This is a genomic window from Hubeiibacter jixunmingi (assembly GCF_041928215.1).
GTDB lineage: Bacteria > Pseudomonadota > Gammaproteobacteria > Pseudomonadales > Moraxellaceae > Acinetobacter.
Genome location: NZ_JBHFHK010000019.1, coordinates 16307 through 37267, shown reverse-complemented (window position 1 = coordinate 37267; position 20961 = coordinate 16307). Strand labels below are relative to the sequence as shown.

General features: G+C 39.0%; 21 protein-coding genes. 9 read left to right on the top strand and 12 right to left on the bottom strand.

What is annotated here, in order from left to right; all coding sequences use genetic code 11:
- Nucleotides 1-578: 578 nt before the first annotated feature.
- Together pssA and ACEYX7_RS04645 are read right to left on the bottom strand one after the other, a co-directional pair.
- Entirely contained in the window at nucleotides 579-1403 is an 825-nt protein-coding gene (pssA, locus tag ACEYX7_RS04650; protein ID WP_374803939.1) for a CDP-diacylglycerol--serine O-phosphatidyltransferase, read from the bottom strand.
- Between the two features lie 38 nt (nucleotides 1404-1441).
- Nucleotides 1442-2299: a 23S rRNA (adenine(2030)-N(6))-methyltransferase RlmJ gene (locus ACEYX7_RS04645; protein ID WP_374900251.1), complete on the bottom strand. Its 858-nt coding sequence runs from the start codon at nucleotides 2297-2299 to the stop codon at nucleotides 1442-1444.
- Between the two features lie 250 nt (nucleotides 2300-2549).
- On the opposite strand from ACEYX7_RS04645, the gene ACEYX7_RS04640 reads away from it, so the two are divergent.
- Together ACEYX7_RS04640 and ACEYX7_RS04635 are read left to right on the top strand one after the other, a co-directional pair.
- Nucleotides 2550-3128: a 2OG-Fe(II) oxygenase gene (locus ACEYX7_RS04640; protein ID WP_374900252.1), complete on the top strand. Its 579-nt coding sequence runs from the start codon at nucleotides 2550-2552 to the stop codon at nucleotides 3126-3128.
- A 65-nt stretch (nucleotides 3129-3193) separates the two neighbouring features.
- Complete coding sequence (locus ACEYX7_RS04635; protein WP_374900250.1) at nucleotides 3194-3721, top strand: hypothetical protein; 528 nt, start codon at nucleotides 3194-3196, stop codon at nucleotides 3719-3721.
- 68 nt (nucleotides 3722-3789) lie between these two features.
- Here the strand turns inward: ACEYX7_RS04635 and gdhA are convergent, their stop codons facing one another.
- A complete protein-coding gene (gdhA, locus tag ACEYX7_RS04630) occupies nucleotides 3790-5139 on the bottom strand; it encodes an NADP-specific glutamate dehydrogenase (RefSeq protein ID WP_374803933.1) in 1350 nt (449 codons plus the stop codon).
- A 313-nt stretch (nucleotides 5140-5452) separates the two neighbouring features.
- Between gdhA and ACEYX7_RS04625 the strand changes: the two genes are divergently transcribed.
- Nucleotides 5453-7087: a vWA domain-containing protein gene (locus ACEYX7_RS04625; protein WP_374803931.1), complete on the top strand. Its 1635-nt coding sequence runs from the start codon at nucleotides 5453-5455 to the stop codon at nucleotides 7085-7087.
- Between the two features lie 69 nt (nucleotides 7088-7156).
- On the opposite strand, the gene ACEYX7_RS04620 is transcribed toward ACEYX7_RS04625, so the two are convergent.
- From ACEYX7_RS04620 to ACEYX7_RS04610, 3 genes are read right to left on the bottom strand one after another with little or no spacing between them, the layout of a single operon-like run.
- Nucleotides 7157-7954 (bottom strand): lysophospholipid acyltransferase family protein, encoded by a 798-nt coding sequence (locus ACEYX7_RS04620; RefSeq protein WP_374900249.1) that lies wholly within the window; start codon nucleotides 7952-7954, stop codon nucleotides 7157-7159.
- A gap of 38 nt (nucleotides 7955-7992) precedes the next feature.
- Nucleotides 7993-8562 (bottom strand): AAA family ATPase, encoded by a 570-nt coding sequence (locus ACEYX7_RS04615; protein ID WP_374803927.1) that lies wholly within the window; start codon nucleotides 8560-8562, stop codon nucleotides 7993-7995.
- 36 nt (nucleotides 8563-8598) lie between these two features.
- Nucleotides 8599-9468 carry an energy transducer TonB gene (locus tag ACEYX7_RS04610; protein ID WP_374803945.1) on the bottom strand — a complete coding sequence of 290 codons (870 nt, stop codon included), beginning with the start codon at nucleotides 9466-9468 and terminating at the stop codon, nucleotides 8599-8601.
- A gap of 230 nt (nucleotides 9469-9698) precedes the next feature.
- Here ACEYX7_RS04610 and ACEYX7_RS04605 point away from each other — a divergent pair, with 230 nt between their 5' ends.
- The 3 genes from ACEYX7_RS04605 (at nucleotide 9699) to ACEYX7_RS04595 (ending at nucleotide 12363) form a co-directional block, all read left to right on the top strand.
- Nucleotides 9699-10418: a hypothetical protein gene (locus ACEYX7_RS04605; RefSeq protein WP_374803925.1), complete on the top strand. Its 720-nt coding sequence runs from the start codon at nucleotides 9699-9701 to the stop codon at nucleotides 10416-10418.
- A gap of 522 nt (nucleotides 10419-10940) precedes the next feature.
- Nucleotides 10941-11624: a DUF3108 domain-containing protein gene (locus tag ACEYX7_RS04600; protein WP_374900248.1), complete on the top strand. Its 684-nt coding sequence runs from the start codon at nucleotides 10941-10943 to the stop codon at nucleotides 11622-11624.
- A gap of 166 nt (nucleotides 11625-11790) precedes the next feature.
- Nucleotides 11791-12363: a xanthine phosphoribosyltransferase gene (locus ACEYX7_RS04595; RefSeq protein ID WP_374803921.1), complete on the top strand. Its 573-nt coding sequence runs from the start codon at nucleotides 11791-11793 to the stop codon at nucleotides 12361-12363.
- A gap of 62 nt (nucleotides 12364-12425) precedes the next feature.
- Here ACEYX7_RS04595 and wrbA read toward each other — a convergent pair whose 3' ends face one another.
- Entirely contained in the window at nucleotides 12426-13022 is a 597-nt protein-coding gene (gene wrbA, locus ACEYX7_RS04590; RefSeq protein WP_374803919.1) for an NAD(P)H:quinone oxidoreductase, read from the bottom strand.
- A gap of 232 nt (nucleotides 13023-13254) precedes the next feature.
- Here wrbA and ACEYX7_RS04585 point away from each other — a divergent pair, with 232 nt between their 5' ends.
- The 3 genes from ACEYX7_RS04585 to ACEYX7_RS04575 all read left to right on the top strand — a co-directional run bounded on the left by ACEYX7_RS04585 (nucleotide 13255) and on the right by ACEYX7_RS04575 (nucleotide 16189).
- Entirely contained in the window at nucleotides 13255-14463 is a 1209-nt protein-coding gene (locus ACEYX7_RS04585; protein WP_374803943.1) for a YihY family inner membrane protein, read from the top strand.
- 185 nt (nucleotides 14464-14648) lie between these two features.
- Nucleotides 14649-15509 (top strand): ABC transporter substrate-binding protein, encoded by an 861-nt coding sequence (locus ACEYX7_RS04580; protein WP_374806842.1) that lies wholly within the window; start codon nucleotides 14649-14651, stop codon nucleotides 15507-15509.
- A gap of 104 nt (nucleotides 15510-15613) precedes the next feature.
- Complete coding sequence (locus ACEYX7_RS04575) at nucleotides 15614-16189, top strand: dual specificity protein phosphatase family protein (protein WP_374806840.1); 576 nt, start codon at nucleotides 15614-15616, stop codon at nucleotides 16187-16189.
- A 71-nt stretch (nucleotides 16190-16260) separates the two neighbouring features.
- Here the strand turns inward: ACEYX7_RS04575 and ACEYX7_RS04570 are convergent, their stop codons facing one another.
- The 5 genes from ACEYX7_RS04570 to trpA form a co-directional block, all read right to left on the bottom strand.
- Complete coding sequence (locus ACEYX7_RS04570; RefSeq protein ID WP_374803913.1) at nucleotides 16261-17382, bottom strand: SPOR domain-containing protein; 1122 nt, start codon at nucleotides 17380-17382, stop codon at nucleotides 16261-16263.
- Nucleotides 17369-18616, bottom strand: a complete 1248-nt coding sequence (folC, locus tag ACEYX7_RS04565; RefSeq protein ID WP_374803941.1) for a bifunctional tetrahydrofolate synthase/dihydrofolate synthase — start codon at nucleotides 18614-18616, stop codon at nucleotides 17369-17371. Before folC ends, ACEYX7_RS04570 begins: the two co-directional genes overlap by 14 nt.
- A 203-nt stretch (nucleotides 18617-18819) precedes the next feature.
- The gene (locus tag ACEYX7_RS04560; RefSeq protein WP_374806837.1) at nucleotides 18820-18975 is read right to left on the bottom strand and encodes a hypothetical protein; all 156 of its coding nucleotides are present in this window, start codon (nucleotides 18973-18975) and stop codon (nucleotides 18820-18822) included.
- A gap of 117 nt (nucleotides 18976-19092) precedes the next feature.
- A complete protein-coding gene (accD, locus tag ACEYX7_RS04555; protein ID WP_374803909.1) occupies nucleotides 19093-19989 on the bottom strand; it encodes an acetyl-CoA carboxylase, carboxyltransferase subunit beta in 897 nt (298 codons plus the stop codon).
- A 28-nt stretch (nucleotides 19990-20017) separates the two neighbouring features.
- Nucleotides 20018-20815 carry a tryptophan synthase subunit alpha gene (trpA, locus tag ACEYX7_RS04550; protein WP_374900247.1) on the bottom strand — a complete coding sequence of 266 codons (798 nt, stop codon included), beginning with the start codon at nucleotides 20813-20815 and terminating at the stop codon, nucleotides 20018-20020.
- Nucleotides 20816-20961: the final 146 nt, after the last annotated feature.

Here is a 20961-nt window from a genome sequence, read left to right as displayed (position 1 = left end):
TTTAATCTAACCATCAAATCTGGCTCATCAATTACTAGCAAATTTTGCTCAAATAAACTTCGAGTCAATCTTTACTTTAAATCAATGATAATTTCTTATCTCAACCTAAGCAAAAATCCACACAAGTTGTTTCTCTATCGGTTTTAAATATTACCTTGCACTTCGTCAGTCACAAGTCATCATTCCGTGGATGCGTATATTATAGAACTAAAAATCACTTGTCAACTCTTTTTTTAATTTATTTTTCAAAGCAACTTTAAAAAAGTAAAACTTCGAAAAACTGAAAATCAAAAAAAATCTACATCAACAAAATGCAAATTCAATCCTTTTACTTTAAATAAATCATCCTCATCACACCAACTACAAACTCACAAAAGAACTTGCAACCGATTGATTTTTAACAACTTATTTAAAACCACCGCTCCAGTGGATGCGTATATTAATCATTTCACCCATCCTTGGCAAGTACTTTTTTAGATTTTTTTAGATTTTTATTGTTTTTTAGGTTTATTTGCATGAAAAAAAGGCAAAAATGTCAATTTTCACCTTTTTTTACCATACCTATTACTACAATGCTTCTAGGCTTTAGCTACTACTGGCTTTTTTCGAGCCATCCATGTTGTGATAAATCCAGAGATGACATAAGCAATAGCCAAAGATAATAAGCCTAATGGAATGTTGTACGTGATCGCAGAGAAAATTAAAACTACTGGAATCATCATCACAAATGGTACACGTTTTTTATCCATCACTTTAAATGAATAATATTTCAAGTTTGAGACCATCAATAAGCCCACAACCACCATAACTACCGCGTTCGTACCCAGTACCCAAGGGCTGGAAAAATTGATAATCTCTGCAAAGTCACGTTGTACCCAAACTGTACACAACACTACAATCGCTGCCAGCGGACTAGCAATACCAATAAAATAACGTTTATCTACACTACCAATTTGCACATTAAAACGAGCTAGACGGAATGCTGCACACGCTGTATAGACAAAACAGCACATCAAACCAAAACGATTCAGACCAGTCAAACTCCAGCTATACATCAACATTGCAGGTGCAACACCAAACGCCAGCATATCTGATAGCGAATCAAACTGCTCACCAAAAGCACTTTGGGCATTCATCGCACGTGCTACACGACCATCCAAACCATCCAATAATGCTGCGATAATAATTGCATAAATGGCTTTCTGGATATCGCCATTCATGCTGGCAATAATTGAATAGAAACCACATAGTAATGCAGCAGTCGTGATGAGATTAGGTACTAAATAAATCCCACGACGACGTACTTTACCTTGTGCGGTATGCTCTTCTTCAACCACTTCAAAAGTGAGACTATCAAAATTTTCTTCGTCTTTTTGTGGTGTTTGATGATTAGGCTCGTTCATTTTCCCCATCCATTTAAAAAAATATTCATTGGTTAGAATTATTCACCTACTAACCAACGTACACTGGTGCTACCGCCTTGTTCTGTCATCTGCAAATGTGGCAATAACCAACGTAATACTTCATCTGCTTGTTCGGCAAATTGCCAAGGTGGATTAATCACCAGCAAGCCACAGCCATTTAAGCCAACTGGTGTATCATCAGGCCATACACAAATTTCACAAACCAATTGACGACGAATACCCGTCTTAATCATATTTTTTTCAAAACGTTCAATCATGGCACGATCTTTAATCGGATACCAAATTGCATATACGCCAGTCGTCCATTTTTGATAAGCTTTACTAACCAATTCAACCAATTGTGGGAAGTCTTTACGTTCCAATTCATAAGGTGGATCGATCATTACCAAGCCACGCTTTTCTTTTGGTGGAATGACACCGAGCAAACCTTCATAGGCATCACGCTCATGCAAACCTGCACGACGGTCACGAATATTTTGTTTCAAATAACGGAAAACCATCGGCTGTAATTCAAAAAAGGTCGCTTTATCAATGTCACGCATCACTTGTAATGCCAAATAAGGCGAACCAAAATACGCACCGCGACCATCCGTTTGGCGTAATTTTTCCACTTCTGCCAAATAATCTTGTACGGCTTGTGGTGCAGTGTTGGTTTCTTTGGTATCCAACTGCATCAAGCGGTGAATGCCTGATAAAAACTCACCCGATTTTTGTGCGGGTGCTTGCGACAAGTCGTACACCCCTGCCCCTGAATGCGTGTCGATATAACGATAAGGCTTATCTTTTTGATTTAGACGTTGTAATAATACCAACAAAAGGGCATGTTTCATCACATCGGCAAAATTACCTGCGTGAAAATGGTGGCGATAATTCATATAAAATAACTTAATTGGGAAAAATTCAGGCTATTTTAGCACAAAATCACTGAAGTTTTTTGTAGTAATTTATCTCATGCTTTTTTTGTGCCAAGTTTGTAGTAAGATAAGCCCATAATGACTATAGGTGATGACGATGCCATCTTATGCAAATTCCCCTAAACTAACGCAAAATATGCCAGCGACGCTGCATAGCGAACAGTGTTTACATACTGATTTTGACATTGCACAGCTTTATCAACATTGGAATATGGATAACATTTTAGACCAATTGTCAGAACAGGGTTTTGCGGTGATTGATAATGCTTATCCGCTGGCATTTATTGATGCTGTAAGACAAGAATGTGTACAGAACCTACAGCGTTTTCGTGATGCAGGCATTCAAAATGGCGTCATGCAAAATATTCGCAGTGACCAAATTTTATGGTTAGATGACAGCTTGCCTGTGTCACAACAGCATATTAGGGTACTGAATGCCTTGGCGGAACAACTTAATCAAGCCTTTTATTTGGGTATAAAACAGGTTGAAGCGCATTTTGCGTGCTATGAAACGGGTAAATTTTATGCAGCTCATCGTGATAATCCACAACAAGCCAATCATCGGGTGATTTCCAGCGTATGGTATGTCCATGATACGTGGCAAGCCGATTGGCATGGTGAATTGCATTTGCAAGATAAACATGATCACTGGCATTTCATTACGCCTGAAAGCAATCGTTTGGCATTGTTCCAAAGTGATTTACTGCATGAAGTACGCAAAACTGAACAGCAACGTTTATCCATCACTGCATGGCTAAGAGATGATTTTCTAGAATCAATAGACCTTTAAATTTTGATTTTGAACACCATCCAGGCGTTAATGATTGAGAAATTTTTAAGAGAATTGCGAGAAAAATGATGTTAGCACGTCAAGCCTTAATTGCTGAACTCGGTGATAGTGACCAAGCTTTTTTACACGGTAATAGTCCATTATTGGCATTAAAAAGAGCCAAGCTACGTTTGCAATTGCTCCAGCATAGCGTACAAGAAGCCGAACAACTATATTTTTTACATGAAGCGATTGTGATTTTGGAACAAGCACGTTTTGAATTTGATGAAATGCCTTTGTCTTTATATCTTGATTTATCCATCGCCTTGGCAGATGCCTATTTTATTTATTATACTTTGGAAAAGCAAACCCGTTTTGCCTTGATTATTCAACAGATTTTAAAGCCTTTGGCACATCATGAGCATGCCGATATTTATTATCATTTAGCGTGTGTATCAGCGATCCAAAATAAGCCTGCCATGTTACAACATTGGTTAAAAAAATATTTAAAACATGAAAATAGCGAATTGGCACGTATACATGACAATCGTGTATTTGTTGATTTTAAAGAATTAGACTGGTGGCAGAATCTGTTGAAAACAAAACTTTGCTAACAAATCAATAGAAAATACCAAGCCGAAACTTGGTATTTTTATTCATTAATTCAAGAATTTTTTAAAAATTAATACACACCTTGAGCTAGCATCGCATCAGCCACTTTGACAAAGCCTGCAATATTTGCCCCATCAACATAATTCACAAAGCCCTCTTCAGTCGCACCATATTTGACACAATTGGCATGGATATCTTGCATGATACGTTGTAAATGTGCATCAACTTCTTCTGCTGTCCAGCTCAAACGCAACGCGTTTTGTGACATTTCCAGACCCGATGTCGCCACACCACCCGCATTTGATGCTTTCCCTGGTGCATAGAAAATCTTTGCTTTTACAAAAGCTTCAACTGCTTCTAAAGTTGATGGCATATTCGCTCCTTCTGCCACACAAATACAGCCATTTTTAAGCAGTGTTTTGGCATCTTTACCGTCTAATTCATTTTGTGTTGCACAAGGCAAGGCAATGTCACACGAGATATGCCAAGGTGTTTGATCTGCAAAATAGTCAAAACCATGCTTTTTGGCAAAATCTTCAATACGACCACGTTGCACGTTTTTCAGTTCCATCACTTCTGCAAGTAATGCATCATTTAAACCATCTTTGATATAGACCGTACCCGATGAATCAGAAAGACTCACTACTTTCGCACCAAATTGCATGGCTTTTTGTGCTGCGTATTGTGCCACATTGCCCGAACCTGAAATAATCACGACTTTATCTTTAAAACTTTCACCACGTGTTTTTAACATTTCTTGGGCAAAATATACTGTGCCATAGCCTGTCGCCTCTGGACGAATCAAACTCCCCCCGAAAGACAGACCTTTGCCTGTAAACACACAACTGGCATCATTACTGAGCTTTTTCATCATACCTGCCATATAGCCGACTTCGCGCGCCCCTACGCCAATATCTCCTGCTGGCACATCGGTATCAGAACCCAAGTGACGATGTAACTCTAACATCAAAGCTTGGCAAAAATGCATAATTTCCAAATCAGATTTGCCCTTTGGATCAAAGTCCGAACCGCCTTTACCCCCGCCCATCGGTAAAGTGGTCAAAGCATTTTTAAAGGTTTGTTCAAAGCCTAAAAATTTTAAAATCGATAGATTCACCGATGGATGAAAACGCATACCGCCTTTGAAAGGTCCAATCGCTGAATTATATTGCACTCGGAAAGCACGATTAACTTGCGTTTGTCCTTGGTCATCAACCCAAGAGACACGGAACTGAATCGCACGCTCTGGCTCGATTAAACGCTCTAGTAAGCCATGTTCTGCATATTGTGGATTTTTTTCAATGAATGGCCAAAGGCTGGTCATGACTTCTTCTACAGCTTGTAAAAATTCTGGCTGATTTGGATCACGTGCTTTCACCACATCCAAGAACTGCTGTAAAGATGCATATTTTTTTGACATAAAATACTCCAAACTCAAAATATAGACAGCGACAACTTACTGTAAATATAACTTTAATCAATATATTAACAGGTCTATCATCAGAAAAATTCATTATTCTGCATCATCATAACGCCAAATATCTATCAGGTAAAGGCGACTATGTTTATTTTTCGTGTCTTGTTTCGAGCTGTTTATGCACGTATTTTTAGCTTTTGTTCAGTCGATGACTACAATTGATTATATTTTTTGTATCATCTATCTAACGCTGTGGTGATTTATCGTGCTATATTAAAACGACTACAAATAAACAAAATGTTTGGAAGGAAATCGTATGAAAAAATTTCAGTTGTCACTGATCACTGTCGGTGTACTCAGTCTGGTTGCTTGTGAATCTGTGCCACACGCTACAAATCGTTCAGTTAGTGGTGTTGCAGTTACAGAAATACAGCCTGTGATTGTAGCCCCGACAAGCTATCAGAACAGTAACATGACAAAAATGGTTGCCCCAGCCCCAGTCATGATGGCACAAGAAAGCACTGTACCCGTTGAAGATACTGAGAAGTACCAAAACAATGAGCCTAACCCAATACAACAAGTCAGTCAAAATCCTGTTTCGACTTTTAGTATCGATGTGGATACAGGCAGTTATAGTAATGTGCGTCGCTATTTGAATGATGGACGCTTACCGCCAGTACAATCAGTACGTTTGGAAGAAGTACTCAATTATTTTGATTATCAATATGCACAGCCTACAGGCAACCAACCTTTTGCTTTGCATACCACGACTTTTGATTCGCCTTGGAAAAAAGAGGCCAAACTGATTAAAATTGCCATTCAAGCCAAAGATATTCAAAGCAAAGAATTACCGCCTGCTAATTTGGTATTTTTGGTTGATGTGTCTGGCAGTATGGATGATTCAAATAAATTGCCTTTGGTGAAAAAGACTTTACGTTTATTGACTGAACAATTACGCCCACAAGATAAAGTAACCATTATTACTTATGCTTCAGGCGAAACCTTGGCACTCGAGCCAACATCAGGCAGTGAAAAAGATAAAATTTTGGCGGTCATTAACAGCTTACAAGCTAGGGGTTCTACATCAGGTGAGCGTGCCATTCGTCTTGCCTACGAACAAGCGGAAAAAGCCAAGGTCAAAGACGGCATCAATCGTATTTTGATTGCTACTGATGGTGATTTTAATGTTGGGATTACTGATTTTGATACACTCAAAGGCATGGTTGCAGAAAAACGCAAAAGCGGTATTTCACTGACCACATTGGGTTTTGGTACGGGCAATTACAATGAAAAATTGATGGAACAACTGGCTGACGCAGGCGATGGCAATTACAGCTATATTGACAATGAAAATGAAGCCAAGAAAGTGCTACAACGTCAGCTGTCATCTACTCTTGCCACCGTTGCCCAAGATGTCAAGATCCAAGTGGAATTTAACCCCAAAACGGTCAAAGAATATCGCTTAGTCGGTTATGAAAATCGAGTCTTAAAGCAAGAAGATTTTAATAATGACAAAGTTGATGCAGGAGATGTTGGTGCAGGACATCAAGTGACCGCATTTTATGAAATTATTCCTGTCGGTAAAAATGGTTGGTTAGACTCATCTCGTTACCAAACTGCCAAAGCGACTGAGAATAAAGGCAATGAATATGGTTATCTCAAGCTACGTTATAAATTACCAAATCAAAGTACAAGCAATTTGATCGAAACACCGTTGTTAATGCAAAGCCAAGCGTTTGAAAAAGCAGATCGTGATAGCAAATTTGCTGTAGCAACAGTGGCTTATGCCGAGCAATTGCGTGGCGGAAAGTATAATGGTGATATGAATTGGCAAAATATTTTGGATCTTGCCCAGAATAATATCGGCAATGATCCGCACGGCTTGCGTAAAGAGTTTGTGGAATTGGTCAAAATTGCACAAAGTTTATCAAGCAAAGCGGAAAAGCAATAAATATGTTTTTCTAAATTTTAACGGTGTATTTTAGTTTTAAAGTGCACCGTTATTTTTACTGATTTTGGCTTAATTTTTTAAGACTTTTTGATGTAATTCTGCCAAACCTACGGTCATATTTTGTTGTACCAATTGGGTCAAGCTTTCTACATCATGCCCTGTACTGTCTATCGCTGGCAAAGGCAATACATGCACCGTTACTTGTTGCATTTGTAGTACTTCTATCAAATTTTCGATAATACTTTCATCAATGTACGGCACGATTTTATCTAATTCGCCCTGTTGATTAACATAAGCCAATAGACAAATTTGCACTGGACGTTGTGCATCAATTGCTGCACCCAGTAATCGCCCATGTACTTTTTTAATTTTCGTGCCGTCACCTGTTGTTGCTTCTGGAAAAAATAATACAGGAACGTCTTGTCTCAAAAAATCAGCTATCTGATCACGAATCTTTAAAGTATCGCCTGAGCCACGTTGAATAAATAATGTCCCTGCTGACTTTGCCAAAGTCCCGATCAAAGGCCATTTGGCTATTTCAGCTTTCGCCAAAAAAAACACACGTGCTGCTACACCCAATACTACGATATCTACCCAAGAAATATGATTACTCACCCACAATGCAGGCTGACTAGGTATATCACCGTGTACTTTCACTTGCATGTTAAGTACTTTAATCATTTTTTTACAAAAATATTGAATATGTGCAGTATTTTTTACATCATTTGGTGATTTATACATTTGGTGACGTGCAATCAAATAAAAGCCATGCCCTAAAGTCATTGCTGTCTGTACAGACTTACTGCTCAGATGACCACCACGTTTTAATGTATTGGGTAACTGCGTTAATTTATCCAATATTTTCATGTATAAATTTTCCTAAATTTCAATTTTCTCAACCGATCTCAAGCTAAACTTGCCAAAAGTTGATTGACTTGTGCCACACGTTGCATACGATCACCAATTACACAATGATACGTTTTGCCATGTTCGTCTAAACAATGTTTGAATAGAGTAACAATATCTTCCCGACCATTTGGACAATCACGCAGATCGTCTGCTTGCCATACAATATTATCGACTTCTGGAATAATGATTAAATCATAATGATGCAACAGAGCTTGATCTACAATCTCTTTTGGGCAACTTTTGTAATACAACTGACTATATACCATCAGCTCAATCAAACCCGTATCGCAAAATAAATATTGCTTGGCACGTTCTGCTTGTTGATTTTCACTTTGTACTTGACCAATCGCTATAGGAATAATGTCATGCCACTCACAACTTTGGTGCAGAACATCCCACTTTTCTTGTAAGTACTCACGCATATATTCCGCCACCCAAGTCGTTTGCCAATGCCTTGCAAGGTCTTGGCACAAGGTGGTTTTGCCTGTACATTCTGCACCCAAAAATAAGATGCGTTTGATATGCGGCGTTTGGTTTTGTGCCAGTGCCTGTGAAATATTTAGCATATTATTTTCCAGTTCAATCGCATCAATACCGAAATGTTACTGTACGTCGAATGCAGAATTATTGGCATCAAATCGCCATGTACGCACAATACGCAATTCGGTAATATCTTTCATCCCTTCATCAAAACGTCCAAATGGCATAGCACGACGTACTGAGGCTTTGGCTGCTTCATCCAAGATGGCATGTCCAGAAGTATCCAACAAACGAATCGCACGAATACCGCCTTGTGCATTCAAAATCACCATCAAACGTACATCACCAGATAAACCTTGTGACTTTGCTTCTTCAGGATAATAGCGGTTACCAAACATTTCCACCTTTTGACGGAAACGATCCAAATAAGCTGCCGATGCGTCTTTTTTGGCTTGGATACCTGTTACGGTTTTGACTTTCTGTTGCTTGGCGTACATTTGCTGACGCTGTGCAAACTGTGCTTCGATACTTGCAATCATCACCGCACGAGCCTGTTGTGCATCAGTGACTTCTTTTTGATCTTTTTCGGCTTCTTCATTTTTCTTCTGTTTTTGCCAACTCAAGGTCGTCATAAGCATTTGTTCTTTAAAGTCCAATTGCTCTTTTTGCTTCAGCTCTTGCAAAACTTGTTCTTGCTCAGCACCAAGCGAAGTATCGGGATCTGTACTTGGAATAGGCGTAGTTTGCGTATGTGCTTCTTTAAGATCGCCATCACCTTTTTGATTGGCTTGTGCTTGAAAGTCAGCATCTTTGACTTCTTCATCAGGTGTTTCTTGTAAATTGACTGCAATCGTTACATCTTTGGTTGCAGCGTCTTTACTTTCAGGCATAACAAAACTGATCAGTCCCACAGCCACGTGAGAACCCATAGCAACAACTAATGCGGCTAAAAACAACTTGTCTTTCCACCACAATTTATGCGGTTCAGCCATTTGTAAAAATTGCAAATAATCTTGTTGTTTAATACTCACGTTATGCTAACCTTTAAAACAATTTATCAACCATACATTGGCGATTTATGGCAAAACAGTAAATCTAATGTTTAACGATTTTTATACCAGACACAATTTTGCTTGTGCTATAGTTTAAAGCAATTTTATCTCAATGAACATTGCCGAATGGTAATTTTACGCTTGGCAAACGCAAATTTTCAGGAATCTCGATGAATAGTATTATCAGCAAAGTTATGACCACGCTACAATCCTTGTATCAGCAAGCCGAAGATTTTATCGAAGAGGAGCGTGAAATTCCAGTCAGCGAGAATATGCTCAATGGCGTTTTCAAACGTTATGTGACTGACAATGTCGAGTTACTCAAAGATCTCCATGCAGACCTGCATGATGACTGGCTACGTTTATATGCCACAGTCGATGTTGCGGGTATTTACGCAGAAGTTTTTGTCGATTTAAAATTGCTTGAGATGGAAATGAATCAAAAAAAGCAATTGTTAATCTTTGAACAAATCAGCCCAACGCACATTGTAGAGTCTCGCTTTGAAAGTAGCATCAAAAAAATGGGGGTGAAAACTGCCCTATTTGTATGCAATAAAATATTAAAGCGTGACCCTTTAGGTTTGATTTTAGGGCATTATAAAATCGTACAAGAAAAGCATGGTTTATTGTATCTTGATTTGAGTCGCTGGTTAGGTGATTTAGAGATTTGGAAAAAGTGCCGTGTTAATCATGCCACTGTACAAGACAATAGATTGCTCGTGCTGACCAATCTAAACTTGGATGCGATTTTGGAGGCACTCAATCCAACCAAAAAATCTGATGAGGAAGACCCAGCCAATATTCCTGATAGCAACCAAGAATCTGCCAAGTATGACAATCACCCTTTGGCAACGCCAAGCTCACCTGATGAGGCAAAACAATCTGTTTGATTGAAAAATCATACTGGAAAAACTTAAGGGCAAATTTACAGTCGAGCAAGGATGCTCGCTTTGCTCAATATATTTTGAAAATCTCATATTTATATCAAGAAAAAGAAATTATCCGTCACTCAATTAAAATCATATTATATTCCAGACAACCCAGACAACAAAAAGCCCTAACATCATGTCAGGGCTTACTTGTATGTGTGCAAAACGAGTGATGACATCATGTCGATCGTTGCATCCTTGTGTCTGTCCTTAGCGTTGCGTTTGATATCCTATCTGTCCATGTACGTAGAATAAGCCAAAAACATAAACCACAAAAGAGTCAAAAAACCTTATATGATGTAAGCAAAAGCATACAATACTTATTTGCCACACCGATTAAACTAAATTTGCACAAATAATGAATAAATCATCAATCTGATAGCGAAAATAAACACTTTGATACATTTATGCTATCGTACGTCATTATCGCTTTGATTATGCTAAATCGTCATTCATCACTTATTATTTGAAAGGTTCAGTTCAATGAAAAAATTGTCCACATTGGCGGTTATTGCTGGTTTATCCTTAGGCGTGATCAGTCAAGCCCATGCGATTGCACCTTTTTCAGCCACTTATCAATTTAGCTATAATGGCAAAACTTTAGGTGATGCAACACGTGTATTGACGCAGCAAGGTGGCAATCAATGGCAATACCAATTTTCGGCACGTATTCCAATGATTGGACAAGCGACAGAAACCAGTCGATTTAGCATAAGTAATACAGGACAAATCCAATCCCAAAGCTATCGCCGTCAAACTAAAATTTTGGTGCATAGTGATACAGTGAGCATCGACTTTTTACCACAGCAGAATAGAATCAATACCAACCGTAAAGGACAAGCACGCAGTCTAACTTGGCGTGCAGGTGCTTTAGATGATTTAAATGCCGAATTACAAATTCGTGAAGATCTCAAAAAAGGTGGTCTAAAGTCCAATTATGTGATCAGTAGCTATGATTCTGTAGATAACCGTCAGTTTGTTCGTGAAGGTAGTGAGCGTGTGCAAAGTGCAACAGGGCAGGCTTATGACACCGTCCGCGTACGCCTACGCCACAGCAACCCACAAAAAGCCACTATTTTTTGGCTTGCACCAGCCTTAGATTATTTGCCTGTCAAAGTGACACATCAAGATGATGGCAACAGTTACAGTTTATTGTTAAAACGCTAATCATGCATTTTTTTTGATAGATTGATAACCAATTAGCAAAAACCAGTCGAAATGACTGGTTTTTTTGTGCAAGCGTCCATATAAGTATGAAATTTGGCTTGCTTTTTTGAACAGTATTTTTAAAATAGTGCTTTTAATTTTTTAAATTTTCTATAAGGTCTGACCCATGCACGCACTTGAACAAAAAATTCTCACTGAAGGCATCGTTTTATCTGAGCAAGTGCTAAAGGTCGATGCTTTTTTAAACCACCAAATCGACCCAGTTTTGATGCAACAAATCGGCTGTGAATTTGCTGAACGCTTCAAAGATTGTGGTATTACAAAAATCGTTACCATCGAAGCATCAGGTATTGCACCTGCGGTCATGGCAGGCTTGCAGCTTGGCGTACCTGTTATTTTTGCACGCAAATATCAATCTTTGACATTGAACGAAGATTTATACCGCTCTAAAGTATTTTCATTTACCAAGCAAACTGAAAGCACAATCGCAATTTCTAATAAACACTTGTGCAATAAAGACACCGTTTTACTCATCGATGATTTCTTAGCAAATGGTCATGCTGCTTTGGCATTGGTTGATTTAATCGAACAAGCAGGTGCGAAAGTAGCAGGTATCGGTATTGTGATTGAAAAATCATTCCAAGACGGTCGTAAGTTATTGGATGAAAAAGGCTTTAAAGTAGAATCCTTGGCACGTTTACAATCTTTAGAAAACGGCACGGTGACTTTCGTACGCTAATTTTCTAATCAAATAAAATGGGTTGAATATGACGTATTCAACCCATTTTTTGTATCTTGACGTTATTTTTTCAGCTGTAAAACTAATTTTGCCATACGCTCACCTTGGGCTATGCATAAGCTTTTTTCATCATCGGAAATTGGCAAATCATGTCTTGCACCACTGACATGGCTTACACCATAAGGCGTTCCGCCTGTTTTAGTATGTGATAATGCCGATTCTGAATTTGGCAAACCCATTAACAACATGCCATGATGTAACAAAGGTAAATACATACTGAGCAAAGTGCTTTCCTGACCACCATGCATTGCACCTGATGACGTAAATACACTGGCTGGCTTACCTTGTAATGCACCGCTAAGCCACAATCCTGTAGTCTGCTCCAAAAAATATTTCAAAGGAGCTGCCATATTGCCAAAGCGTGTAGGACTGCCTAGCACTAAGCCTGCACAATTTTGCAAGTCAGTAACACTACAGTATAAATCACCTTGTTCAGGAATACTTGGTACAGCAGTTTGTACTTCTGGAAAGACTTCTGGCACTGTACGCAATTTGACAGACAAGCCCATTTGTTGGATACCTTGTGCAATATATTGTGCCATTTCTTTGGTATGACCTGTCTTACTATAATACAAAACCAAAATATAATCAGTCGCCATAAATTTTTTATCTCTATCTCAAATCGTGTTATTATCATACGCTATTTTTTGGGCTACGGTAAATCTTAGCAATGTAGATTTGCCACAGAAATAGCCAAAACCTTATTTTTATTGTGCTTGTCGTCACACTCTTACTGTTATTTTTTAGACAGTATAGAGATTTATGATAAGCTGTACATTATCGTGATAAATGATTTTTGAGGCGAAATAAGTGTTAGAAAAAATTAAAAATATGAAATGGTTGCAATTCATGATCTTCTTGGTCAAGCGTTTTGAAAAAGATCGTTGCCGTGAAATGGCAGGTTCTTTGACCTACACTACCCTTTTTGCGATTGTCCCTACGCTAACTGTATTTTTAGTTATCGTTTCATCTATCAAAGCCTTAGAGCCTGCTCGCCAACAAATGCAGAACTGGATCTATAGCAATTTATTACCTAGAACCAGCATTGCCTTTGAAAAGACCTTTAACTCATTTGCTGAAAACTCAACCAATTTAACCGCCATCGGTATTCTATTCCTATTTGTGACGGTAGTGATGATGATCAGTACCATTGAAGATGCATTCAATCGGATTTGGCGAGTTAAAAAATCACGTGGCGGGCTGTCTGGCTTTATGCGTTATTGGACAATCATTTCATTGGGCCCTATTTTATTGGGTACAGCGTTTGTCTTATCTTCTGCTGTGGCATCGATGAATTTATTGCAAAATAATGTTGCAGGATATGAGTTTAACTTCGGTTTTATATTGTCAGTCTTATCCTTTGTCTTGACCTGTGTTGGTATTAGCTTGTTGTATTGGGCAATTCCAAATCGTGCAGTACCTATACGCTCTGCTGCAATCGCAGGGATATTTACCGCAATTATCTTCACAGGATTAAAGCACTTTTTTGGCTACATCATGAGCAATTTCACCAGCTATGAACTTGTTTATGGTGCTTTTGCCGCTGTGCCAATTTTTCTATTATGGATTTATATCAATTGGATCATCGTATTATTCGGTGTTGAGCTCAGCTTTGCACTGACGGCTTATGACTCAAAACCAGCATCACCACGCCATCCGATCATGATGCTTATGGATATTTTGGAATTGTTTTATCATAAACAAAAACAAGGTAAAGGTATTTCTGAAAAAGATGCACTAGATTTACTTGGTCGTGATGAGATTGGTCGCTGGCCGCATTATGTCGAATTACTCCAAGAGCAAAAAATCATTGGTGTCATTGATAATGATCAATATATGCTGATTCGTAACTTAAACTATGTGGATTTTTGGGAATTTTACCATACCTTACCGTTCCAATTACCGCATCACAATGAGTTAGATCCATATCGTGACGATGTTTGGGTCATGCGTTTTCAGTATTTATTAAAAGATGCTGATGAACAATTACAACGCAGATTATCGGTGCCGATTGCACGTATTTTTGAAAATAATCGCTGATTTGTAATCGTTAAATGATAAAAACAGACTGTGACTTTATACGATCACGGTCTGTTTTTTTTATCCAAGATAAAAATATTGGTTTAATAATATGCTATAATCATCACACAAATTCGTAATAAACCAGTCATAGACTGCAAAAATTTATTATTTATATATTGGACTATTTTATTTAGGAGTGTGTAATGTTTGCTATAAATTACTCACGTTCTGTCATTTTACTGGGTATTTCATTGACCCTTGTTGCGTGTTCAAAAGAAAGTGACGATCATCGCACGCATAGTAATATTACTTACGCTTTGTACGACAAACAAAAATATCAAGTAGCAGTGGATGCCGAGTATGCACCTTATAGCTTTCGTGATCATAAAAATCGTGCAGTCGGTTTTGATGTGGACATACTGAACGCTATCGCAAAAAACCAAAAACTGAGTTTTGAATTTGTATTTCTAGATTTATCTTTTGATGCAAAAAGTTCTCGCAAAATCAATTATGATATTTTGGCAGGTGGTCTATATCCAAGCGATATTGAGCTTATGCCAAATGTTCACAGTTATCAATTATCAACCCCTTATGTGTATGGTGCAGATACTATTGTCAGCCGAAGAGATGATACAACAAAATATAAATCATTGGCGATGTTAAAAGATAAAAAAGTGTCTTTATTAACTAATACTGAATACGTGACCGATATTAAAAATATTCAGCAAAACGACAGTAATATTATATTAAGAGATAGCGTGTATTTAAACTTAAAAGACATTGTGCAAGGGCATGCCAATGCTACAGTGGGTGATTATGGTGTATTGCGTTATTATATAAATAGTATACAGCAGCACAGTGATATCAAATTAAAAACCAATGGTAAAATCGCTGACTATGATGATGCGTATGGATTGATTTTTCCTGTGCATACCAGTCAAATTGGCTTAAAACAAAAAATAAATGCTGGGTTATCGCACATTGTGAAAAGTGGTCAATATACTGCAATTTATCAGAAATGGTTTAACCACTATCCTTTGTTATTACCACCTGTTGCCTCATAATGACATGATAATATGGCGGTTTACAAATTTCATTATTCTGATATGCAAATTTAAATTAAAATACATCCTATCCGTACACAGCTTTAATCTATTGATTGAAATTTATGAATAAACGCCGTGCTATAATCTTTATGACCGCAATGACGCTGAGTTCTTGCATTCAACATCAAAGCCTTCCTGCAGAACAACGACCTCAATATTGGGCAACGATGGTGGACAAGCAACATAATCTTTATCGTGTAAATTCTATGCTCTATCGTAGCGAACAGCCTTTGCATGAACAAAATGAACAATTGAAAAAGCTTGGTATTCAGCGTGTCATCAGCTTACGTGCGAGAAATCAAACTGCCAATGAGCTTGATCAGCAAGCATTTAAATTACAACATATTCCTATCAATACATGGGCAATTGATCGTGATGATGTGCTGGCGACCATGCGTGCCGTAAAACAAGCTAAGGCACAAGGCGAAACTGTGCTTATCCATTGTTATCACGGCTCAGATCGAACAGGTACAATGATTGCCATGTATCGCATTTTATTTGAAAACTGGCAGACCGATGAAGCAATGCGTGAAATGAAATTCGGCGGTTATGGTTTCCATCCTATTTGGGTTAATATTGATAAATTATTTACCCCAGAAAATATCGCATGGCTTAAAACACAACTTGCTAACAGCTAATCGATATACAAAAAAAATCAGTAGCCTGTTTGGGATACTGATTTTTTACATACATTAGAAAAGTAAAGGATTTAGCGATACTCTAACGGCACCCAACCTATCACCCATGCACTACCAATTCCCAAGCTACTATCTGACATAATCTTTTGACGTACCGCATCAGCAGCTTGCTTATTGGCTGAAGGTCCAACCATAACACGGATACCTTTTGAGGTCTTACTTTGTGTAACACGGTAACCTTTGGCTTGTAGTTTTGCAGTCAAACTGTCTGCATTGGCTTGTGTTGCTGCCAATGCGATTTGCACCATCCAACGGCGGTTGTCTTGATTGGCTTTCGCTTGCTCAGCTTTACGCTTGGCTTCTGCATCACGTTTCGCTTGTGCTGCCAAATCGGCTTGACGCTTTGCTTCAGCCTGACGCTTCGCCTCTGCATCGCGTTTGGCTTGTGCTGCCAAATCTGCTTGGCGTTTTGCTTCAGCTTGACGTTTTGCATCGGCATCACGTTTCGCTTGTGCGGCTAAATCTGCTTGACGTTTTGCTTCAGCTTGACGCTTCGCTTCTGCATCTCGTTGTGCTTGAGCAGTTATTTCTGCCTGACGTTTCGCCTCTGCATCACGTTTGGCTTGAGCTGCTAAATCTGCTTGGCGTTTGGATTCAGCATCTTTTTTTGCCTGCAACTCAAGTGCGGCCTTTTTTGCTGCATCTTCCTTTTGTTTTGCATCTAAAGCTACCTTATTTGCATCAGCGTTGCTTACGCTGGTTGCACTGGCAGGATTTGTACCTTGTTTGCGTGCTGCAATCGCTGCTTGTTCTTCAGCAGCCTTTTGTGCGGCTTCGGCTTCGGCTTGCTTTTGTAGTTTCAAATATTCCGCAGACAAACGTTCTTTCTCAGCAACCGCTTGTTCACGTGCTTTCTTCTCTTCTTCCAATAGACGTTTTTCAGTTTCAACATCTACAGCCACTGGTGTCAGGGCAGAATACTCACCTGAAGCAGATTTAGCAACCATCGGCGGTACAGGTTGATTTTCTAATTGTTCTTTAGACAAAGGTTGTGCCACAGGCGGATTTGTGCCTTGTGCTGCTTGTGTTTGTGCGTGATCGGGTTGCCCCTTTAACAGCATTGTGGCCAATAGTGCGCCACCACCCAATAAAACTACGCCACCAAGTAAGCGTTGTTTATTATTCATTGCCATGATGCAAATGCTCCCAGATCTCTTCCAAAGTATGGAATGATCCGCATATCAATATTAAATCTTGTTTAGAAGTTTGGGCGATTGCCAAATTCAAACTTTGCAATACACTATCACTGATAGTGACGTCTTGATTGACCAGTGCATGTTGTAATTGTGCCAAGCTCGCTGCACGTGCCACGTTCAAAGGTGAAATATACCATTTTTTGACATCTTTTGCTAAGCTATTTGTCACTTGTTGGATATCTTTGTCTGCCAACATGGAAAATACTGCAACCACATTTTTAAATTGTGCATGTTGCTGACGATAATGTGCCAATTGTTTTAAAAGAAAATCTACACCGTGTGGATTATGTGCCACATCCAAAAGCAGCGTCCGCCCTTGATATTCCAACATCTGAAAACGACCAATTAATTGCGTCCCTCGTATGCCGTCGGCAATCGCTTGTTGTGATACATTTAAATCGCTATTTAATACAGCCATCACCGCAGCCGCTTGATTGATTGCAGCCAATTTGCCTTTGGGTAAATTCAGCGTCAAAGCAGGCGTGGCGATTGTTAAACTATCAGGCTGTTGCTCAAAGAAATAGTCTTGATTAAGCTGATAGAGCTTGGCTTGATGTTGCTCAATTTTATCCGCAATCGCTTGCGGTAAATCTTGCTCACCAGCAAAAATCACTGGGATGCCATCACGAATAATGCCTGCTTTTTCAAATGCGACTTTTTCAATGGTATCGCCCAACCAATCGACATGATCCAAGCCGATATTGGTAATCACCGCCAGATCAGCATCTAGCAGATTCACCACGTCCAAGCGTCCGCCTAAGCCGACTTCAAGCACCCAAACATCACAAGCCTTTTGTTTGAATAACAGAAATGCCGCCAAGGTGGTGGCTTCAAAAAATGATAAAGTCAAATTACAAGCAATACGTGCTTGTTCCACTTCAACGAAGGCTTGGATTAAATCATTATCGTTTGCCGCTTCACCATTTATCATGACTCGTTCATTAAATTTGAATAAGTGTGGTGATTGGTATAATCCAACATGATAATTTGCACATTGCAAAATTTTGGCAATGGTAGCTGTCGTCGAGCCTTTGCCATTGGTTCCTGCCACGGTAATAATTTTGGCATTTGGCTTGAGTAATTGTAAATATTCTGCCACAGGCTGTACACGTTCTAGCCCGAGGTCAATCGCAGAAACATGGATACTGCCCCAATAATTCAGCCATGTCATCAAATCAGATTGTGCGGTTGGGGGAATGATTTCGCTCAAAGCCACGCCTATTTAGATTAAAAATATAACTTTAATTTAACATATTTTTAAAGTAATTTCATGTTGGCTATTTTTAATTTTTTGGACTTTTACACAATTTAAATCAACAAAAAACATTGCGATAGCCTATATCTCATCTACCGCAATATCAAAATCAATACCTTTTATTTTTCGGCAATCTTATCGATTTGCTGAATTAGTTTTTCCATTTCAGCATCGATTTTATTTTTAGTGCTTAAACGCATATTAGCAACGGCATTTTGATTGAATAATCCAGTGAAAATAACAGTAAAAAGAATAGTAAAACAATATTTTTTCATCATTATGATTCCTAAGAATATTCATATTAAATTATCGTAAAAAAGAAATTTTAACAAGACAAAAAAATAAAGCCGTAAAATTGTACAATCTTACGGCTTGATATTTCATTTCAACCATTAACTTGGCAATTTCATCAACTTTGCCACCAAACGATAAATAGTATCTCTTAACAAATGGCGATGTACGATTTGATCCACCACACCATGCTCTAACAAATATTCGGCACGTTGGAATGGTTCATCTAGTTTTTCACGCACAGTCTGTTCAATCACACGTTTACCGGCAAAACCCACCATGGCTTTTGGTTCAGCGATATGAATATCGCCTAGCATTGCCAAAGATGCCGTCACACCACCATAAACAGGATTGGTCAGCACCACGATATACGGTACAGATGCCTGACGTAAACGCTCAATCACCGCTGACGTACGTGCCATCTGCATCAAAGACAACATGCCTTCTTGCATTCTCGCTCCGCCTGATGCAGCAAAACAAATCAACGGCTGACGATGTTTAAGTGCATATTCCGCAGCTTGTACAAAGCGATCACCGACTACTGTACCCATTGAACCGCCCATAAACTCAAAATTAAAAGCCACCGCAACCATAGGCGTATCATTGATGAGACCTTGCATAGCGATCAAGGCTTCGGTTTCGCCTGTCTTTTGCTGTGCTTCACGCATACGCTCTGGATAAGGCTTGCTATCAATAAAACCTAACGGATCTTTGGCAGTAAACTCTTTGCCAAGTTCTTGATTGACCTGATCAAAAAACCATTCCAAACGCTCACGAGCCTTGAATGCCAAATGTTCATCACATTGCGGACAGACATAATTATTAAATGCCATCGCAGTTTGTGTCACCAAAGCATGACATTCAGGACACTCTACTGTCGGCTCAGAAAACTTAGGCTGAGATGCATTTTCTTCAGGAATATGTACTTTGGGTACAGTGCGTTCCATCCAATTACTCGGCTGTAGTAAGCTCTCTACTGGCGTATTTAATTCGGTCATGGCTTTACTCATTGCTTAAGCTCGCTATTTATTCATCTAGGGCTGTTCTTAACTCTTTGACTTTTTCTACAATGGCAAGTTGGGCATAAGCAGGATTTAGGGTTGCAAACTGCTTGACAAATGCACTACCCACAATCACCGCATCCGCCACTTCAGACATGGCTTTAGCAGATGCCGCATCACTAATTCCAAAGCCTACACCAACAGGTAAATCGGTCATGCTTTTGATTTTTGCAATACGTTGATTGGCTGACTCTGTATCCAAACTTGCTGCACCCGTCACCCCTTTTAATGAAACATAATAAATAAAACCACGTGCTTGTTTGACCACATGGGCAATACGTTCATCAGTGGATGTTGGTGCAAGTAAAAAAACTTGATCCATATCATAACGTTGTAAAATTTGGTCAAAATCTTGAGCAGATTCTGGCGGTAAGTCTACCAAAATCAAACCATCTACACCTGCATCATGAGCAGTTTTGACAAAATTCTCATAGCCAATCACTTCAACAGGATTAAGATAACCCATCAATACCACTGGCGTAGTCTGGTCTTGCTCACGGAATTGTTTGACCATGGCAATCGCATCAAGCGTATTGGTTCCTGCCGCCAACGCACGATCTGCCGCTAACGCAATCACTGGACCATCCGCCATCGGATCTGAAAAAGGCAAACCTAATTCTACAATATCCACACCTGCTGCCACCATTTGATGTAGCAATGGCACGGTGAGTTGCGGATTTGGATCGCCAGCCATCACATAGCTGACCAATGCGGTTTTATTTTGGGCTTTGAGTTGTTGAAAACATTGTGCAAGACGAGACATGATTTTTTCCTTTGCCATAAATACAATCTATCTGTACATCATAAAACAATTTGCCACAACATACAGCGATGATTAGCATTTTATCTGCAAAATTTACAACGTCAATCTATCGTTCGCCATCATAACGCTGTTGTTGCGAATGGCTC

What these genes read in the sequence shown, in the direction of transcription:
- pssA (WP_374803939.1), bottom strand. Translation starts at nt 1,403, where the DNA reads ATGAACGAGCCTAATCATCAAACACCACAAAAAGACGAAGAAAATTTT.
- ACEYX7_RS04645 (WP_374900251.1), bottom strand. Translation starts at nt 2,299, where the DNA reads ATGAATTATCGCCACCATTTTCACGCAGGTAATTTTGCCGATGTGATG.
- ACEYX7_RS04640 (WP_374900252.1), top strand. Translation starts at nt 2,550, where the DNA reads ATGGATAACATTTTAGACCAATTGTCAGAACAGGGTTTTGCGGTGATT.
- ACEYX7_RS04635 (WP_374900250.1), top strand. Translation starts at nt 3,194, where the DNA reads ATGATGTTAGCACGTCAAGCCTTAATTGCTGAACTCGGTGATAGTGAC.
- gdhA (WP_374803933.1), bottom strand. Translation starts at nt 5,139, where the DNA reads ATGTCAAAAAAATATGCATCTTTACAGCAGTTCTTGGATGTGGTGAAA.
- ACEYX7_RS04625 (WP_374803931.1), top strand. Translation starts at nt 5,453, where the DNA reads ATGAAAAAATTTCAGTTGTCACTGATCACTGTCGGTGTACTCAGTCTG.
- ACEYX7_RS04620 (WP_374900249.1), bottom strand. Translation starts at nt 7,954, where the DNA reads ATGAAAATATTGGATAAATTAACGCAGTTACCCAATACATTAAAACGT.
- ACEYX7_RS04615 (WP_374803927.1), bottom strand. Translation starts at nt 8,562, where the DNA reads ATGCTAAATATTTCACAGGCACTGGCACAAAACCAAACGCCGCATATC.
- ACEYX7_RS04610 (WP_374803945.1), bottom strand. Translation starts at nt 9,468, where the DNA reads ATGGCTGAACCGCATAAATTGTGGTGGAAAGACAAGTTGTTTTTAGCC.
- ACEYX7_RS04605 (WP_374803925.1), top strand. Translation starts at nt 9,699, where the DNA reads ATGAATAGTATTATCAGCAAAGTTATGACCACGCTACAATCCTTGTAT.
- ACEYX7_RS04600 (WP_374900248.1), top strand. Translation starts at nt 10,941, where the DNA reads ATGAAAAAATTGTCCACATTGGCGGTTATTGCTGGTTTATCCTTAGGC.
- ACEYX7_RS04595 (WP_374803921.1), top strand. Translation starts at nt 11,791, where the DNA reads ATGCACGCACTTGAACAAAAAATTCTCACTGAAGGCATCGTTTTATCT.
- wrbA (WP_374803919.1), bottom strand. Translation starts at nt 13,022, where the DNA reads ATGGCGACTGATTATATTTTGGTTTTGTATTATAGTAAGACAGGTCAT.
- ACEYX7_RS04585 (WP_374803943.1), top strand. Translation starts at nt 13,255, where the DNA reads ATGAAATGGTTGCAATTCATGATCTTCTTGGTCAAGCGTTTTGAAAAA.
- ACEYX7_RS04580 (WP_374806842.1), top strand. Translation starts at nt 14,649, where the DNA reads ATGTTTGCTATAAATTACTCACGTTCTGTCATTTTACTGGGTATTTCA.
- ACEYX7_RS04575 (WP_374806840.1), top strand. Translation starts at nt 15,614, where the DNA reads ATGAATAAACGCCGTGCTATAATCTTTATGACCGCAATGACGCTGAGT.
- ACEYX7_RS04570 (WP_374803913.1), bottom strand. Translation starts at nt 17,382, where the DNA reads ATGGCAATGAATAATAAACAACGCTTACTTGGTGGCGTAGTTTTATTG.
- folC (WP_374803941.1), bottom strand. Translation starts at nt 18,616, where the DNA reads ATGACATGGCTGAATTATTGGGGCAGTATCCATGTTTCTGCGATTGAC.
- ACEYX7_RS04560 (WP_374806837.1), bottom strand. Translation starts at nt 18,975, where the DNA reads ATGAAAAAATATTGTTTTACTATTCTTTTTACTGTTATTTTCACTGGA.
- accD (WP_374803909.1), bottom strand. Translation starts at nt 19,989, where the DNA reads ATGACCGAATTAAATACGCCAGTAGAGAGCTTACTACAGCCGAGTAAT.
- trpA (WP_374900247.1), bottom strand. Translation starts at nt 20,815, where the DNA reads ATGTCTCGTCTTGCACAATGTTTTCAACAACTCAAAGCCCAAAATAAA.